The sequence below is a fragment of the Pseudomonas frederiksbergensis genome, assembly GCF_003732705.1.
GTDB classification, from domain to species: Bacteria; Pseudomonadota; Gammaproteobacteria; order Pseudomonadales; family Pseudomonadaceae; genus Aquipseudomonas; species Aquipseudomonas frederiksbergensis_F.
On sequence record NZ_MOBR01000041.1, the window covers coordinates 309,176 to 326,136 of the forward strand.

The window sequence follows — 16,961 nt, forward strand, 5'->3', positions numbered from 1 at the left end:
TGTAGGAGCGAGGCTTGCCCGCGAAGGCGCCATCCCAGACGACACATCTCCTCCTGATTCCCAGGCAAAAAAAAGCCCCGATCAAGCCGTGACAGGATCGGGGCACAAGGTACTGTTGAGGAGCCGTTGCGCGAGGGTGACCAAACCTTCGTGAGCCAGCTGAATCCAGTGTGCCTACTCCCCTTCGCGGCAAGTTAGCCGAAAACGACCTGTTCATAGGTATCGCGGCCATTGCGACAAATCGTCCTTGCCGCCACTCCCGGCCCCTACCAGAATCGAGCCACGACACCGTTCCCTGAAGAAGGATTGCGTCATGATGCACGCCGATTTGATTGACCAGGAAGACCTGTTGGGCCTGCTGCTGTCGCTGGGTTTCCAAGTGCCGAACGGCTCCACAGCCGAGCAGGCTTGCGAGTGCGCTGTGCGAGGTTTGAACAATGAGCGGGCGATGATCCTGCGAACCATGGTCAAGCAGATGTACACCAGCAGCGCGACCATCCTGCCGGCCGTGCGCCAGGCGATCGACAAGCAATTGTTGCCTGCATTGGCGGAGTATCAGCAGAAGGCGTAGAGCCCACCAGTGATCGTTCCCACGCTCTGCGTGGGAATGCAGCCAGGGACGCTCCGCGTCCCCAAAGGCCGAACGCGGAGCGTCCGTTGAGGCATTCCCACGCAGAGCGTGGGAACGATCTGTGTCAGAGCCTTACGCTCGCAAACGTCGACTCATTGCGCGCCTGGCTCAACGCCGACAACGGCCCGGACAACGGCGACAGCACCAACGCTTGCGGCAACGGCATCATCGCCACCTGTTGCGTGGTGTTCGACCCTACGCGCTCGTCACGCGGCGGAATGCCGAAGTATTCGCGGTAGCACTTGGAGAAGTGCGGCGTGGACACAAACCCGCAGACCGACGCCACTTCGATGATCGACATCGGCGTTTGCTTGAGCAACTGCCGGGCGCGGATCAGGCGCAGCTTCAGGTAGTAGCGTGACGGCGAGCAGTGCAAGTATTTCTGGAACAGGCGCTCGAGCTGACGGCGCGACACGGCGACGTACACCGCCAGTTCGTCGAGGTCGATCGGCTCTTCCAGGTTGGCCTCCATCAGCGCGACGATTTCCTGCAACTTCGGCTGGTTGGTGCCAAGCATGTGCTTGAGCGGCACGCGCTGGTGGTCCTGTTCGTTGCGGATGCGCTCGTAGACGAACATCTCCGAAATCGCCGCCGACAGTTCACGGCCGTGATCGCGACTGATCAGGTGCAGCATCATGTCCAGCGGCGCGGTGCCGCCGGAGCTGGTGAAACGGTTACGGTCGAGGGTGAACAACCGGGTGCTCATGGCCACACGCGGAAACGCTTCCTGCATGGCGGCCAGGCACTCCCAGTGCACGCTGCAATCGAAACCATCCAGCAGGCCGGCGCAGGCCAGGGCCCAGCTGCCGGTGCACACCGCGCCCAGACGCTTGGACTGACGCGCCTGGCTTTGCAGCCACGACACGTGTTCGCGGGTCACAGTGCGCTGGATGCCGATACCGCCGCAGACAATGATGGTGTCCATGGACGGCGCTTTGTGCATGGAGCAATCGGGGGTGATCTGCAGACCGTCACTGGCCCAGACCTGGCCGCCGTCAACGGTGAGGGTGGTCCAGCGATACAGCTCGCGGCCGGACAATTGGTTGGCCATGCGCAGGGGTTCTACTGCGGAGGCCAGAGAAATAAGCGTGAAATTGTCCAGCAGCAGAAAGCCGATGGATTGAGGCGCACGGTTCTGGGGTTGAGCCCCGGAGTTGAACGTCGTCATCGCGGTATCTCCTCACACAAAGCGGGTGATGGCCTCAGGCGGAGGCTCTTGTTATTGCCATCGTTCTCGCGTGGGAGACGGGCTTTGTAATGACAGAGCAATTGCCATGCCTAAAGTTGAATGGTCATTCAATAACTCCTGAAAACGACGTCGCGGCGTGTCTATATAAGCCGTGCGCAGAATGGGGGTTATAAGTGCCATCAAGACAGGCAAATGCTCTGTGTTGCAAGGTGTGAGCAAATCGGTAGCACTTGTGGGAACGGGGGCTGCGAGGTGCTGGAGAAGAGTGTCACCACAAGCACAGGCGACAGGCGGTAATGGCCAACCTGGATCCCGGATCTCGGGAAGTGCGCTTGTCTGTAAGCGACGCGCTAAAAGGTGGCGCGTTTTTGGTGCGGTGTTCACTTAGCGCGCAGTTTTGACTGGTCTGGCGCTATCGCGAGCAAGCTTTGCTCCTACAGAGGATCGCCGACAATCCGTAGGAGCCGTAGGAGCAAAGCTTGCTCGCGATGCAGACGACGCGGTCTCAACACTCCACCGCACTCACCGCCAACCCACCCCGCGATGTTTCTTTGTATTTGTCATGCATATCGGCGCCGGTATCACGCATGGTGCGGATCACCCGATCCAGCGAGATAAAGTGCTGACCGTCGCCACGCAACGCCATCTGCGCTGCGTTGATCGCTTTCACCGCGGCAATCGCATTGCGCTCGATGCACGGCACCTGCACCAGGCCGCCCACCGGGTCGCAGGTCAGGCCGAGGTTGTGTTCCAGGCCAATCTCCGCGGCGTTGCACAACTGCTCCGGCGTCGCGCCGAGAATCTCCGCCAACCCGGCCGCCGCCATCGCACAGGCCGAGCCGACTTCACCCTGGCACCCGACTTCAGCACCGGAGATCGACGCGTTCTTCTTGCACAGAATCCCCACCGCGGCGGCGCTGAGGAAATAGTCGACCACGTTAGCCTCGGTCACCACCTCGCTGAACTTCATAAAGTAGTGCAACACCGCCGGGATGATCCCCGCCGCGCCGTTGGTCGGCGCCGTGACCATGCGCCCGCCGGCCGCGTTTTCTTCGTTGACCGCCAGGGCGAACAGGTTGACCCATTCCATCGCACTCAGGGTCGAGCCGATCACGTTGGGTTTGCCCAGCTCTTGCAGGCTGCGGTGCAACTTGGCCGCACGCCGGCGCACGTTCAGGCCGCCGGGCAAGATGCCTTCGTGCTTGAGGCCCTGGTCGACGCAATCCTGCATGGCGCGCCAGAGTTTCATCAGGCCGGAACGGATTTCATCCTCGCTGCGCCAGACTTTTTCGTTGGCCAGCATCAGCTCGGCCACCCGCAGATTGTGCTTCTGGCACAGCTCCAGCAGTTCCACGGCACTGGAGAAGTCGTACGGCAACACGGTGCGATCCAGATCCACCACGCCGCTGGACGCTTGCGCCTCATCGACCACAAAACCGCCGCCAATCGAATAGTAGGTGTCGCGGTGCAGCTCACCGTGATCGCCTTCTACAATTAATGTCATGGCATTCGGGTGAAATGGCAGGTTCTCGTCGATCAGGCGCATGTCGCGAGCCCAGATGAACGGCACCGACAAACGACCGTCGAGCAACAAGGTGTGGGTTTCACGCAGGGTTTCGATATGCAGGCCGATTTTCGACGGATCAATCGCGTCCGGCCACTCGCCCATCAGCCCCATGATCACGGCGTTATCGCTGCCGTGACCGATGCCGGTGGCCGATAACGAACCGAAAAGCTGAACTTCGACCCGTCTTACTTGTTCCAAAAGACCCTGCTCACGCAAACCTTGCACGAACAGCGCCGCGGCCCGCATAGGGCCGACCGTGTGCGAACTGGAAGGGCCAATGCCGATTTTGAACAGGTCGAAAACGCTGATAGCCATTACTGCCGAACTCCTGGATGTGCCAACTCCAGACGCAAAAGCGCCCAGTGACGGAGCTGCTACGCTCAAGCTGCAATCCGCCAGATTGGCTGCATCATCAGGCTTTTGTGGTGTCGTTCGACGTCTCACACCGACGCACTCATGTCCAACAACGCCGCGGGTCTTTGACGCTGCGTTTTCGCCGTTTTTTAGCGGATCAGAGGGCCAAAAGGAGCCGAAAAAATCTGTAAACGACGTCACCGACACTGGATGCGACCATCCCTGTACTGGTTACGACGCACCCTGTAGGCGTCAGATTTTCACTGGTACATGATCGTATCGACTCGATTGCAAGGCGCCGTGGTAGAGCTGTCTCCAAAACGCCATCCAACCGCAACCTATAAGTGCGGTGGTCCAGTCGGAACACTGCCAAAAAAAACACCAAGGAGTCCACCCATGAAAGGTTCCCCGTCGTTGTTGTTGGCCGCCATGCTGAGTCTGCCGTTACTGGCTCAAGCCGCAGAACCCGCTCAGTGCAGCACCGTAAATTTCTCTGATGTCGGCTGGACCGACATCACCGCGACTACCGCGACCACCAGCGTTGTCCTCGACGCCCTGGGCTACAAAACCAAGACCACCATGATTTCCGTGCCTGTGACCTACAAGTCCCTGGCCGATGGCAAGAACATGGACGTGTTCCTCGGTAACTGGATGCCGACCATGGAAAACGACATCAAGGCCTACCGCGATGCGGGCACCGTGGATGTCGTGCGCACCAACCTCACCGGCGCCAAGTACACCCTCGCCGTACCGCAAGCGCTGTACGACAAAGGGCTGCATGACTTCGCCGACATCGCCAAATTCAAGAAAGAACTCGACGGCAAGATCTACGGCATCGAGCCGGGCAACGACGGCAACCGCCTGATCCAGACCATGATCGACAAGGATGCCTTCGGTCTCAAAACCGCCGGCTTCAAAGTCGTCGAGTCCAGCGAAGCGGGGATGCTGTCCCAGGTCGACCGCGCCCAGAAACGCGATACCGCCGTGGTCTTCCTCGGTTGGGCACCGCACCCGATGAACAAACGCTTCAAGATTCAATACCTGACCGGTGGCGATGACTTCTTTGGCCCGGACTTCGGTGCGGCCACGGTCGCCACCAACACCCGCAAGGGCTACGTCCAGGAATGCAGCAACGTCGGGACTCTGCTGAAAAACCTGGAATTCACCGTGGACATGGAAAGCTCGCTGATGGGCAACATCCTGGACGACAAGATGAAGCCTGACGCCGCGGCCAAGGCCTGGCTGAAAAAGAATCCACAGGTGCTCGATACCTGGCTCGCTGGCGTGACCACCATTGACGGTAAACCAGGCCTGGAGGCCGTGAAAGCCAAGCTCGCGCAGCCTTAAATTAAGGAGCATCGCTTACGCCGGGCGAGTTCGCTCGCCCGGGCTGTTTATTTCCTTGCATGCGGACGTTCACTACCATGCTGATTGATCAGAAAATCCCCCTAGGCCAGTACATCGCGAGCTTCGTTGAATGGTTGACGCAACACGGCGCCAGCACCTTCGACGCAATCGCCGTGACACTGGAAACGATGATCCACGGCGTGACGTTCGCGCTGACCTGGTTCAACCCGCTGGCATTGATCGGCCTCATCGCGCTACTGGCACACTTCATTCAACGAAAGTGGGGGCTGACCGTTTTCGTCATCGCCTCCTTCCTGCTGATCCTCAATCTGGGGTACTGGCAGGAAACCATGGAAACCCTTGCCCAGGTGCTGTTTGCCACCTTCGTCTGCGTGATCATCGGCGTGCCGTTGGGCATCGTCGCCGCGCACAAACCGATGTTCTACACATTGATGCGTCCGGTGCTCGATCTGATGCAGACCGTGCCGACCTTCGTGTACCTCATTCCTACCCTGACCCTCTTCGGGCTGGGTGTGGTCCCGGGTCTGATCTCGACGGTGGTGTTCGCGATTGCCGCGCCGATCCGCCTGACTTACCTGGGGATCCGTGATGTTCCCGCAGAATTGATGGACGCCGGCAAAGCCTTCGGCTGCTCGCGCCGCCAACTGCTCTCTCGTATCGAACTGCCCCACGCGATGCCAAGCATTGCGGCCGGCATCACCCAGTGCATCATGCTGTCGCTGTCGATGGTGGTGATCGCGGCACTGGTGGGCGCCGATGGCCTGGGCAAACCCGTGGTCAACGCACTGAACACCGCCGATATCGCCCTGGGCTTCGAAGCCGGGTTGGCAATCGTACTGCTGGCGATCATGCTCGACCGTATCTGCAAACAACCCGACGCTAAAGTAGGGGGTGACGCATGAGCATTATTCGCTTCGAAGACGTCGACGTAATCTTCTCCAAAGACCCGCGTGAGGCGCTCAAACTCCTTGACCAAGGCATGTCCCGCGACCAGATCCTGAAGAAAACCGGGCAGATCGTCGGCGTTGAAAAAGCCAGCCTGGACGTCGAAAAAGGTGAAATCTGCGTGCTGATGGGCCTGTCCGGTTCCGGCAAGTCCAGCCTGCTGCGCTGCATCAACGGCCTCAACACCGTCAGCCGTGGCAAGTTGTTCGTCGAGCACGAAGGCCGACAGATCGACATCGCGTCGTGTACCCCGGCAGAACTGAAAATGATGCGCACCAAGCGCATCGCCATGGTGTTCCAGAAGTTCGCCCTGATGCCTTGGCTGACCGTTCGCGAGAACATCAGCTTCGGTCTGGAAATGCAGGGTCGCCCCGAGAAAGAACGACGCAAACTGGTGGACGACAAGCTTGAGCTGGTGGGCCTGACCCAGTGGCGCAACAAGAAACCGGATGAGCTCTCCGGCGGTATGCAGCAACGTGTGGGCCTGGCCCGCGCGCTGGCGATGGACGCCGACATCCTGCTGATGGACGAACCGTTCTCGGCCCTCGACCCGTTGATCCGCCAAGGCCTGCAAGACGAACTGCTGGAACTGCAAAGCAAGCTCAACAAGACCATCGTGTTCGTGAGCCATGACCTTGATGAGGCGCTGAAACTTGGCAGCCGTATCGCGATCATGAAAGACGGGCGCATCGTGCAGTACAGCGTGCCGGAAGAAATCGTGTTGAACCCGGCGGACGATTACGTGCGGACCTTCGTGGCCCACACCAACCCGCTGAACGTGCTGTGCGGTCGCAGCCTGATGCGCACGCTGGACAACTGCAAACGCATCAACGGTTCGGTGTGCCTGGACCCGGGCGGCGATTCGTGGCTGGACCTGGCCGAAGGCAACACCATCAAGGGCGCCCGCCAGAACGGCGAAAGCCTGGACCTGCAAAACTGGGTGCCGGGGCAATCGGTTGAAGGGTTGGGTCGTCGGCCAACGCTGGTGGACTCCAACATCGGCATGCGCGAAGCGCTGCAGATTCGCTACCAGACCGGCAACAAACTGGTGCTGCACGACAACAACAAGGTGGTCGGGATTCTGGGCGACAGCGAGCTGTACCACGCGCTGCTCGGCAAAAACCTGGGGTAAGGCCACAGACACAAAAACGCCGCGAGAGGTGATCGTTCCCACGCTCTGCGTGGGAATGCAGCTCGGGACGCTCCGCGTCCCATCCAAAGCCGAACGCGGAGCGTCCGTTGAGGCATTCCCACGCAGAGCGTGGGAACGATCAGCAGCGCGTGGGAACGATCAACCGAACGATCAGGCACAAAAAAGGGGCTCAACTTGAGCCCCTTTGCGTTCCCACGACAAGCGCGGGAACGATCATCTCGCTACTCAGCTATAGACCCGGCCAAGGAGCTGCCGATGGCTTTCAAACTGATCGAGCACGTCACGGGTGATCTGATCCTGAGTGAAGCCCATCAGGTCATAGTCCTGGCTGCCGTTGTGCAGGTACACCTCGGCGCGGTAGTAGCGCGCACGCGGTTCATCCGCACTCTCAGCCGACACCGTCTCGCTCGCCGCGGCCAGGTAGCCGTCCAGGCTCACTTCGTAGACAAAAGGATTGCCCTCTTCCATCTCGATCCGCAGGCCCATGCACCGCTTGGATTTACCCAACAACGTTTGCACGTCCAGGCCCTGAGCGCGCAATTGAACGGCGGCATCTTCCAGCGCCGGGCTGACTTGCTTGTCCATGAAGCGCTGCACGATCGACTGGTTCGGTTGCAGGTCCAATTGAGTCAAACGCTCGCTGAAACCGCGACGACCGCGCGCTGCCAGCTCCGCTTGCTCCTGTTCGACCTGCACATCCTGGCGCATCTGCTTGTGCAAACCGAACATGAAGAACACCAGCACCACCGAGAACGGCAGACCGGCCAGCACCACCATGGTTTGCATGGCTTCGAAGTTACCGGCGAACAACAGGCCGATGGTCACCAGGGTGATCACCGCCGACCAGAAGATCCGCAGCCAGTGCGGCGCATCTTCGTCAACGTTACCGCCCTTGCAGGACAGGTTGGCCATCATCACCGCGCCGGAATCCGCCGGGGTCAGGAACAGCACGAAACCGACGAAGATCGACACGCCGATCACAATCTTCGACGCCGGGTAATGCTCCAGCAATTGATAGATCGCCATCGACGGCTGTTCCAGCGCCGTCTTCCCGAGCTCAACCGCCCCATGGTTCATCACCAGGTCCAGGGCCGAGTTACCAAAGATCGACAGCCACGCCAGGGTGAAACCCAGCGGAATCAGCAACACGCCGGCTACCAGTTCACGCACCGTGCGACCACGGGAAATACGCGCGATGAACATGCCTACGAATGGGGCCCAGGAAATCCACCAGGCCCAGTAGAACAAGGTCCACAGGCCCAACCAGCGGTCAGACTTGTCACTGTCGCCTTCGTACACATAGAGGTCGAAGGTCTTCAGCACCACGCCGTTCAAATAGTCACCGATGTTCTGCACAAAACCGTTGAGCAGGTGCAGCGTCGGGCCGAACAGCAACACAAAAATCAGCAGACCGCTGAACAACACGATGTTGAGGTTGGACAGACGACGAATGCCGTTTTCCACGCCGGACACGGCAGCGATGGTCGCCACGGTGCTCATCACGATGATCACGATCAGCAGGTTGGTGTTGCTGTGTTCCATGCCGAACAGGTTTTCCAGCCCGGAAGACACTTGCAGCGAACCGATCCCCAGGTTCGTCACCAGCCCCAGCAGGGTCACGAACATGCCGAAGCCGTCCACCGCATGCCCGGCCGCGCCTTTGACCCAACGCTCGCCCACCAGCGGATACAGCGCCGAACGCAGCGCCAGCGGCTGGTTGTGACGGTAAGCAAAGTACGCCACGGCCAGACCGACCAGTGCGTAAATCGCCCAGCCATGCAGGCCCCAATGCAGGAACGTCAGCTGAACAGCCTGACGCGCGGCCATGTTGCTCGCGGCCACGCCTTCCGGCGGGTTGAAGTAATGGTCCAGCGGCTCGGACGCGCCGAAGTACAGCAACGAGATGCCGATCCCTGACGAGAACAGCATCCCCGCCCACGCGCCGTAGCTGAAGTCCGGGGTGTCGTCCTTACTGCCCAGTTTGAGTTTGCCGTAGGACGAAAACGCCAGGCCAACCACGAAAACGAGGTAGGCGGCGATCACCACCATGTAGTACCAGCCGAAGCTGCGGGACAACCAGGCCTGGGCAATGCCGAGCAATCTGCCGGCCTCTTGCGGGGCGATGATCAGAATGGCGGTCAACAACAGGATCAACGCGGTAGAGGTGTAGAACACCCAACCGTTGACCGTCACCTTCTCGGGTGGGGTCTTTATAAGAGAGGCAGAACTCATGGCACAGATGCTCCGGGCAGTGCGGGAGAAGAACACAAGGCAACGCGTTACCCGACCAATCGGTTAGTTGGCAGCCGACCGGCGGGTGATATAAAGACAGCCCGAAAAAAGCCCGAACCCCTAGGGACGCCAGCGCGTATAGGTTTCGAGCAGATTCGGATGTCGGTTTATCGCCGTTTACACGTAGGAAAAATCTGTAAATCGCGACGAATTGTCGCAGATCTTATTCTTTGTTGATTGAACGTTCAATCAAAACAAAATAGACTGGCCCTCAATCCGATAGACGTTTTTCGTCCGTCGGAAGGCCTAAGGAGATGTGCAAGATGCCCAAGGTCGGTATGCAACCCATCCGCCGCCAGCAATTGATCGAAGCCACATTGCAGGCTGTCGATCAGGTCGGAATGGGGGACGCCAGCATTGCGCTGATCGCCCGTTTGGCCGGTGTCTCGAATGGCATCATCAGTCACTATTTTCAGGACAAGAATGGCCTGATCGCCGCCACCATGCGGTATCTGATGAGCGTCCTCAGCGAGAACGTCACCGCGCGTCGTCAGGCGCTGGCCGATGACAGCCCACGGGCTCATCTGCAGGTGATTATCGAAGGCAACTTCGACGCCAGCCAGGTCAATGGCCCGGCAATGAAAACCTGGCTGGCCTTCTGGGCCACCAGCATGCACCAGCCGTCTTTGCACAGGTTGCAGCGGATCAACGATCACCGCCTGTATTCCAACCTGTGCTGCCAGTTCCGCCGTGTATTGCCGCTCGATGAAGCGCGCAACGCCGCCCGTGGCCTGGCAGCCCTCATTGACGGCTTGTGGTTGCGCGGCGCGCTGTCGGGAGATGCTTTCGACACCGGGCAGGCGCAACAGATCGCTTACGAATACATGGATTTCCAATTGGCCAAGCAGGTGAGCTAGAGCACACATAACCGCTCAGCCCCTGAACCGTCACCGACCGCCAACGCTCCACGGCACCCGGTGACCAACGCCAACCACTTATGCACTTGCGAGGACACTATGGCCCGTTTCGAACTGCAAAAACTCTACATCGATGGCGGTTACTCCGACGCTAGCAGCGACGCCACCTTCGAAGCCATCAACCCGGCTAACGGTGAAGTCCTCGCAAAAGTACAGCGTGCGACATTCGACGACGTCGAACGCGCAGTGGTCAGCGCCGAAAAGGGTCAGAAAATCTGGGCTGCGATGACCGCCATGGAGCGTTCGCGCATCCTGCGTCGCGCCGTCGACATCCTGCGCGAGCGCAACGATGAACTGGCCGCCCTGGAAACCCTGGACACCGGCAAATCCTTCTCCGAAACCAAGTACGTCGACATCGTCACCGGCGCTGACGTGCTGGAATACTACGCAGGCCTGGTGCCCGCCATCGAAGGCGAGCAAATCCCGCTGCGCACCACGTCGTTCGTCTACACCCGTCGCGAGCCACTGGGCGTCGTCGCCGGTATCGGCGCGTGGAACTACCCGATCCAGATCGCCCTGTGGAAATCCGCACCGGCCCTGGCGGCCGGTAACGCGATGATCTTCAAGCCAAGTGAAGTCACCTCACTGACCACCCTGAAACTGGCCGAGATCTACACCGAAGCCGGCGTTCCGGCGGGCGTGTTCAACGTTCTGACCGGCAGCGGCCGTGAAGTCGGCACCTGGCTGACCGAGCACCCGCGCATCGAAAAAATCTCCTTCACCGGCGGCACCGACACCGGCAAGAAGGTCATGGCCAGCGCTTCGAGCTCTTCGCTCAAAGAAGTGACCATGGAACTGGGCGGCAAATCCCCGCTGATCATTTTCGACGACGCCGACCTCGATCGCGCCGCCGACACCGCGATGATGGCCAACTTCTACAGCTCCGGTCAGGTCTGCACCAACGGCACTCGCGTGTTTGTACCGACTCACCTCAAGGCTGCTTTCGAAGCCAAGATCGCCGAGCGCGTTGCGCGCATCCGCATCGGTAACCCGGAAGACGAAAACACCAACTTCGGCCCACTGGTCAGCTTCGCCCACATGGAAAGCGTGTTGGGCTACATCGCCAAAGGTAAGGAAGAAGGCGCTCGCGTCCTGTGCGGCGGCTCCCGTCTGACCGAAGGCGACCTGGCCAAAGGCGCGTTCGTGGCACCGACCGTGTTCACCGACTGCACCGACGAGATGACCATCGTTCGCGAAGAAATCTTCGGCCCGGTGATGGCGATCCTGACCTACGACACCGAAGAAGAAGTGATCCGTCGTGCCAACGACACCGACTTCGGCCTGGCCGCCGGCATCGTCACCAAAGACCTGAACCGCGCCCACCGCGTGATTCATCAACTGGAAGCCGGTATCTGCTGGATCAACGCCTGGGGCGAGTCCGACGCGAAAATGCCGGTCGGCGGCTACAAGCAGTCGGGTGTTGGCCGCGAGAACGGGATCACTTCGCTGAACAACTTCACACGCATCAAATCGGTACAGGTCGAACTGGGCGATTACGCCTCGGTTTTCTAAGACGCCAGATATGCGTCGCCTGTGATGCCGTCATCGCGGGCAAGCCATGCTCCTACAGGAATGGGAGTTGCCGCAGGTTTTGTGCACGACGCCAACCTGTAGGAGCAAGGCTTGCCCGCGATCGAGTGCGAAGCACTCGCAAGGCCTCAAGGCACTTTCGACCTGCCACCATTCAAAGAGGGTGCATTTAATGTCCCAAGAATACGATTACATCATCATCGGTGCCGGCTCGGCCGGTAACACACTTGCGACCCGTCTGACTGAAGACGAAGGCGTCACCGTCCTGCTGCTCGAAGCGGGCGGCCCGGATTACCGTTTCGACTTCCGCACACAAATGCCGGCCGCCCTGGCGTTCCCGCTGCAAGGTCGTCGCTACAACTGGGCGTACGAAACCGATCCAGAGCCACACATGGACGGTCGCCGGATGGAATGCGGTCGCGGCAAGGGCCTCGGCGGTTCTTCGCTGATCAACGGCATGTGCTACATCCGTGGCAACGCGATGGACTACGACAACTGGTCGAAACTGCCAGGTCTGGAAGATTGGGATTACCTGAACTGCCTGCCGTACTTCCGCAAAGCTGAAACCCGCGACATCGGCCCGAACGACTACCACGGTGGCGACGGTCCGGTCAGCGTGACCACGCCAAAGGCCGGCAACAACCCGCTGTTCCACGCGATGGTTGAAGCAGGCGTGCAGGCCGGTTATCCGCGCACCGAAGACTTGAACGGCTACCAGCAAGAAGGCTTCGGCCCGATGGACCGTACCGTGACGCCGAACGGCCGTCGCGCCAGCACCGCTCGCGGTTACCTGGACACGGCCAAGAAGCGTTCGACCCTGACCATCGTCACCCACGCCCTGACCGACAAGATTCTGTTCGAAGGCAAGCGTGCGGTCGGCGTGCGTTACCTGATCGGCGCCGCCGAAGAGCGCGTTGAAGCCAAGGCGCGCAAGGAAGTGCTGCTGTGCTCCGGCGCCATCGCCTCGCCGCAGATCCTGCAACGCTCCGGCGTCGGCCCGGCCGAACTGCTGAACAAGCTCGACATCCCGGTGGTCCACGACCTGCCAGGCGTCGGCGAAAACCTGCAGGATCACCTTGAGCTGTACCTGCAATACGCCTGCACCCAACCGGTTTCGCTGTACCCGTCGCTGCTCTGGTACAACCAGCCGGCCATCGGTGCCGAGTGGCTGTTCAACGGCACCGGCATCGGTGCCAGCAACCAGTTCGAAGCCGGCGGTTTCATCCGTACCCGCGAAGAATTCGATTGGCCGAACATCCAGTACCACTTCCTGCCGGTGGCGATTAACTACAACGGCAGCAACGGTGTGAAAGAGCACGGCTTCCAGGCGCACATGGGTTCCATGCGTTCGCCAAGCCGCGGTCGCGTTCAGGCCAAGTCGAAGGATCCGCGCGAGTACCCGAGCATCCTCTTCAACTACATGGCCACCGAGCAAGACTGGCAGGAATTCCGCGACGGCATCCGCCTGACCCGTGAAATCATGCAACAGCCTGCGCTGGACGCTTACCGTGGCCGCGAAATCAGCCCGGGCATCGACGTGCAAACCGATGAACAACTCGACAAGTTCATCCGCGAACACGCCGAAACCGCGTTCCACCCGTCCTGCTCCTGCAAAATGGGCACCGACGAGATGGCCGTGGTTGACGCTGAAGGCCGCGTGCACGGCATGCAGAGCCTGCGGGTGGTCGATGCCTCGATCATGCCGATCATCACCACCGGCAACCTGAACGCGCCAACGATCATGATCGCCGAGAAAATCGCCGACAAGATCCGTGGCCGCCAGCCATTGCCGCGCAGCACCGCCGCCTACTTCGTGGCCGGCGATGCACCGGTGCGTGGCAAGCCGATGCGGGATGTGAGTCCTACCGCGCAGTAAGACAGTTACACCGCGGTGCGGCCTTCGCGGGCAAGCCTCGCTCCTACAGGGGATCGTGTTTCCTTGTAGGAGCGAGGCTTGCCCGCGAAGGCGTCTCACCAGGCGACACATCTCTACCTGACACACCCCGGTAATCCTTTCCCACACCGCTTCGCCCTTGATCCTACCCCCCGCCCAGGCCTAATCTAGCGCCACGCAAACGTTTCACCCCCTCGCCGTACCGATACGCCGCTTCTCCAGACCAAGGAGGTTTTCGAATGTTCGATTTCCACCCCCAGCTCAAGCAGCGCTTCGCTGCCTTGCGCACGGGCGCTGAATTCTTTTCGCTGCGTTATGTACGTGAGTCCGGCCAGTACCTGTCGGTGCGCAAGAATGTCGCCGAACCGCCAAGCCTGAGCCGTGACGAAGGCGCGATGCTGACCGTGCGGGTCAACGGTGTCGAAGCCTACGCCGCGACCAACGACCTGTCGCAACAAGGCCTGCAAGCCGCACTGGACAAGGCCGAGCAACAAGCCCGTCGCCTCAAGCCCCACGCCTTGCTCGACCTGAGCACGCAGATCGTTTCCAGCGACCGCGCCGACTACCTGTCGCCGAACCTCGACCAGCCCTTCCCTTCCTTGAGCGATTGCTACCAACTGCTCGGCGCCGAATCCGCCGCCGTGCCCAAGGACGAGCGGCTGGTGAACTGGCAGGTGAGCATCGGCATCACCAACGTTGAACAGATTTACCTCAGCAGTGCCGGCGCCGAACTGCGCCAGGCTCAGCGTTTCGTCTACCCGAGCCTGGAAGTCACCGCCTACGACGGCAACGACAGCCAGACCCGCACCCTGGGCCGCGAAAACTTCGGCCAACAGGGCGGTTTCGATGTAATCAGCCGCTGTGGACTGGTCGGCGCCGGGCCGAAAATTGCCGATCAGGCCCTGCAATTGCTGCTGGCACCCAACACCCCGCAAGGCCCGCGTGACCTGCTGTTGATGCCGGACCAGATGATGCTGCAGATCCACGAATCCATCGGCCACCCGCTGGAACTGGACCGCATCCTCGGTGATGAGCGCAATTACGCCGGCACCAGTTTCGTCAAGGCCGAGGACTTCGGCAGCCTGCAATACGGCTCTAAACTGCTCAACGTGACCTTCGACCCGGACATTCCCGAACAGCTCGCCAGCTACGGCCATGACGACGACGGCAGCGCCGCGAGCAAGCAATTCCTGATCAAGGAAGGCCTGTTGCTGCGGCCATTGGGCGGCGCGCTGTCGCAATTCCGTGCTGGCATGGACGGCGTGGCCAACAGCCGCGCTTGCGGCTGGAACCGCCCACCGATCGACCGCATGGCCAACCTCAACATCGAACCCGGCGATCAACCGCTGGAGCAGATGATCGGCAATATCGAAAACGGCATTTTGATGCGCACCAACCGCTCCTGGTCCATCGACGATGCGCGCAACAAGTTCCAGTTCGGTTGCGAGTGGGGCCAGTTGATCGAAAACGGCGAACTCAAAGGCGTGGTCAAGAACCCGAACTACCGGGCGATTTCCGCGCAGTTCTGGAAAAGCCTCAGCGCCGTCGGCGACGCCAACACCGTCAAGGTTTTGGGCACGCCGAACTGCGGCAAGGGCGAGCCGAATCAGGTGATCCGCGTCGGCCATGCGTCGCCAGCCTGTGTGTTCAACAATGTGGATGTGTTTGGGGGAGATGCCTGATGAGCACTTCAAAAAATCAGGTCGAATCCTTCAAGGCGCTGGTCACCTGGCTGCGCGGGGCGATTCAAGAACCGGAACAATTCACCCTCAGCCACGCCGCCGAATCCTCGGCCTTCGTGCGCTTCAACCACGCCAAGGTGCGTCAGGCCGGGCAGGTGCAGCAGGCGAGCGTCGGTTTCAAACTGATCAACGAAGGACGCCACGCCGACCTGCACATCACCCTGTCCGGCGATGCCGAAACCGATATCCAGCGTCTGGCCGAAGGCCTGCAACAACTGCGCGAGACCTTGCCGCTGCTACCGGCAGATCCTTACCTGCTGCTCAACCACAACGGCTGGCAGAGCAAAAACGTGCAGGACCATCCGCTGCCGGACACCGAGCAGGTTGTCGCTGAAATCACCCAGGCCGCCGAAGGGCTGGACTTGGTGGGTTTCTATGCGGCTGGCCCGATCAGTCGCGGTTTCGCCAGTTCTTCGGGCGCGTTCGGCTGGCATCAGGCCAACAGCTTCAACTTTGACTTCAGCCTGTTCCATGACAACGGCCAAGCGGTGAAAGCCAGTTACGCCGGGCACGACTGGAACAGCGAAGGTTTTGCCAAGCGGTTTGCCCAGGCGCGCGAGCAGTTGGCGTTTCTTGGTCGGCCATTGCGCACCTTGGCGCCGGGCCAGTACCGCGCTTACCTCGCGCCGGCGGCCATGGAAGAAATCATGGACATGCTCGGCTGGGGCGGTTTTTCGGCGCAGTCGATTGCCAGCAAGAACAGTCCGTTGCAGAAGCTCTACGCGGGGGATCAGTCGTTCAGCCCGCTAGTGTCCGTCGATGAGAAAGTCAGCGGTTCCCTGAGCCCGGCGTTTTCCGGTGAAGGTTACCCGCGCAGCGACTTGGGGTTGATCGTCGAAGGCAAGGCCGGCGCGCAAATGGTCAGCTCGCGCAGCGCGGCTGAGTATGGCCTGACGGCCAACGGTGCGGGTGGCGGTGAAATGCCGAGTGCATTGAACATGGCGGCCGGCGGGTTGCCGGAAGCCGAGATTCTCAAGCAACTGGGCACGGGGTTGTACATCAGTAACCTCTGGTACTTGAACTACTCCGACCAACCCGCCGCACGCCTGACCGGCATGACGCGGTTTGCGACGTTCTGGGTCGAGAACGGCGAGATCCAGGCGCCGGTCAGCACCATGCGTTTCGATGACAGCGCCTATAGCTTGCTCGGTTCGCAACTGGAGGCCTTGACCCAGGAGCGCGAGTTGCTGCTATCGGCGAGCACCTACAGCCAGCGGGCGACGGCATCGGCGTTGTTGCCGGGGGCGCTCGTCAGCCGATTGACCCTGACCCTCTGACCCAGATCGTTCCCACGCTCTGCGTGGGAATGCAGCCCGGGACGCTCCGCGTCCCAATTGCAGGCGTGACGCGGAGCGTCACAGGATGCATTCCCACGCGGA

Annotated in this window: 12 protein-coding genes; 9 read left to right on the forward strand and 3 right to left on the reverse strand. The window is 60.6% G+C overall.

Annotated elements, in window-relative coordinates:
* Positions 1 to 313: 313 nt before the first annotated feature.
* The gene (locus BK667_RS28995; protein WP_123513210.1) at positions 314 to 571 is read left to right on the forward strand and encodes a hypothetical protein; all 258 of its coding nucleotides are present in this window, start codon (positions 314 to 316) and stop codon (positions 569 to 571) included.
* Positions 572 to 695: 124 nt separating this feature from the next.
* Here the strand turns inward: BK667_RS28995 and gbdR are convergent, their stop codons facing one another.
* On the reverse strand, positions 696 to 1,799 hold the full coding sequence (gbdR, locus tag BK667_RS29000; RefSeq protein ID WP_123513212.1) for a choline metabolism transcriptional regulator GbdR: 1,104 nt from the start codon (positions 1,797 to 1,799) through the stop codon (positions 696 to 698).
* Positions 1,800 to 2,325: 526 nt separating this feature from the next.
* Entirely contained in the window at positions 2,326 to 3,702 is a 1,377-nt protein-coding gene (locus tag BK667_RS29005) for an L-serine ammonia-lyase (protein ID WP_123513214.1), read from the reverse strand.
* Between the two features lie 435 nt (positions 3,703 to 4,137).
* Here BK667_RS29005 and BK667_RS29010 point away from each other — a divergent pair, with 435 nt between their 5' ends.
* The 3 genes from BK667_RS29010 (at position 4,138) to choV (ending at position 7,186) form a co-directional block, all read left to right on the forward strand.
* Positions 4,138 to 5,088, forward strand: coding sequence for a choline ABC transporter substrate-binding protein (locus BK667_RS29010; RefSeq protein ID WP_123513216.1), 951 nt, complete (start codon positions 4,138 to 4,140; stop codon positions 5,086 to 5,088).
* A gap of 77 nt (positions 5,089 to 5,165) precedes the next feature.
* The gene (gene choW / locus BK667_RS29015; RefSeq protein WP_123513218.1) at positions 5,166 to 6,011 is read left to right on the forward strand and encodes a choline ABC transporter permease subunit; all 846 of its coding nucleotides are present in this window, start codon (positions 5,166 to 5,168) and stop codon (positions 6,009 to 6,011) included.
* Positions 6,008 to 7,186, forward strand: a complete 1,179-nt coding sequence (gene choV, locus BK667_RS29020) for a choline ABC transporter ATP-binding protein (protein ID WP_123513220.1) — start codon at positions 6,008 to 6,010, stop codon at positions 7,184 to 7,186. Before choW ends, choV begins: the two co-directional genes overlap by 4 nt.
* A gap of 246 nt (positions 7,187 to 7,432) precedes the next feature.
* On the opposite strand, the gene BK667_RS29025 is transcribed toward choV, so the two are convergent.
* The gene (locus tag BK667_RS29025) at positions 7,433 to 9,382 is read right to left on the reverse strand and encodes a BCCT family transporter (protein WP_259698254.1); all 1,950 of its coding nucleotides are present in this window, start codon (positions 9,380 to 9,382) and stop codon (positions 7,433 to 7,435) included.
* A gap of 380 nt (positions 9,383 to 9,762) precedes the next feature.
* Here BK667_RS29025 and betI point away from each other — a divergent pair, with 380 nt between their 5' ends.
* The 5 genes from betI to BK667_RS29050 all read left to right on the forward strand — a co-directional run bounded on the left by betI (position 9,763) and on the right by BK667_RS29050 (position 16,859).
* Positions 9,763 to 10,356 (forward strand): transcriptional regulator BetI, encoded by a 594-nt coding sequence (gene betI / locus BK667_RS29030; protein ID WP_123513224.1) that lies wholly within the window; start codon positions 9,763 to 9,765, stop codon positions 10,354 to 10,356.
* Positions 10,357 to 10,455: 99 nt separating this feature from the next.
* On the forward strand, positions 10,456 to 11,928 hold the full coding sequence (betB, locus tag BK667_RS29035) for a betaine-aldehyde dehydrogenase (protein ID WP_123599626.1): 1,473 nt from the start codon (positions 10,456 to 10,458) through the stop codon (positions 11,926 to 11,928).
* A gap of 190 nt (positions 11,929 to 12,118) precedes the next feature.
* Complete coding sequence (gene betA / locus BK667_RS29040) at positions 12,119 to 13,822, forward strand: choline dehydrogenase (protein WP_123513227.1); 1,704 nt, start codon at positions 12,119 to 12,121, stop codon at positions 13,820 to 13,822.
* Between the two features lie 257 nt (positions 13,823 to 14,079).
* The gene (locus BK667_RS29045) at positions 14,080 to 15,522 is read left to right on the forward strand and encodes a TldD/PmbA family protein (RefSeq protein WP_123599627.1); all 1,443 of its coding nucleotides are present in this window, start codon (positions 14,080 to 14,082) and stop codon (positions 15,520 to 15,522) included.
* A complete protein-coding gene (locus BK667_RS29050; RefSeq protein ID WP_123599628.1) occupies positions 15,522 to 16,859 on the forward strand; it encodes a TldD/PmbA family protein in 1,338 nt (445 codons plus the stop codon). Before BK667_RS29045 ends, BK667_RS29050 begins: the two co-directional genes overlap by 1 nt.
* Positions 16,860 to 16,961 lie beyond the last annotated feature (102 nt).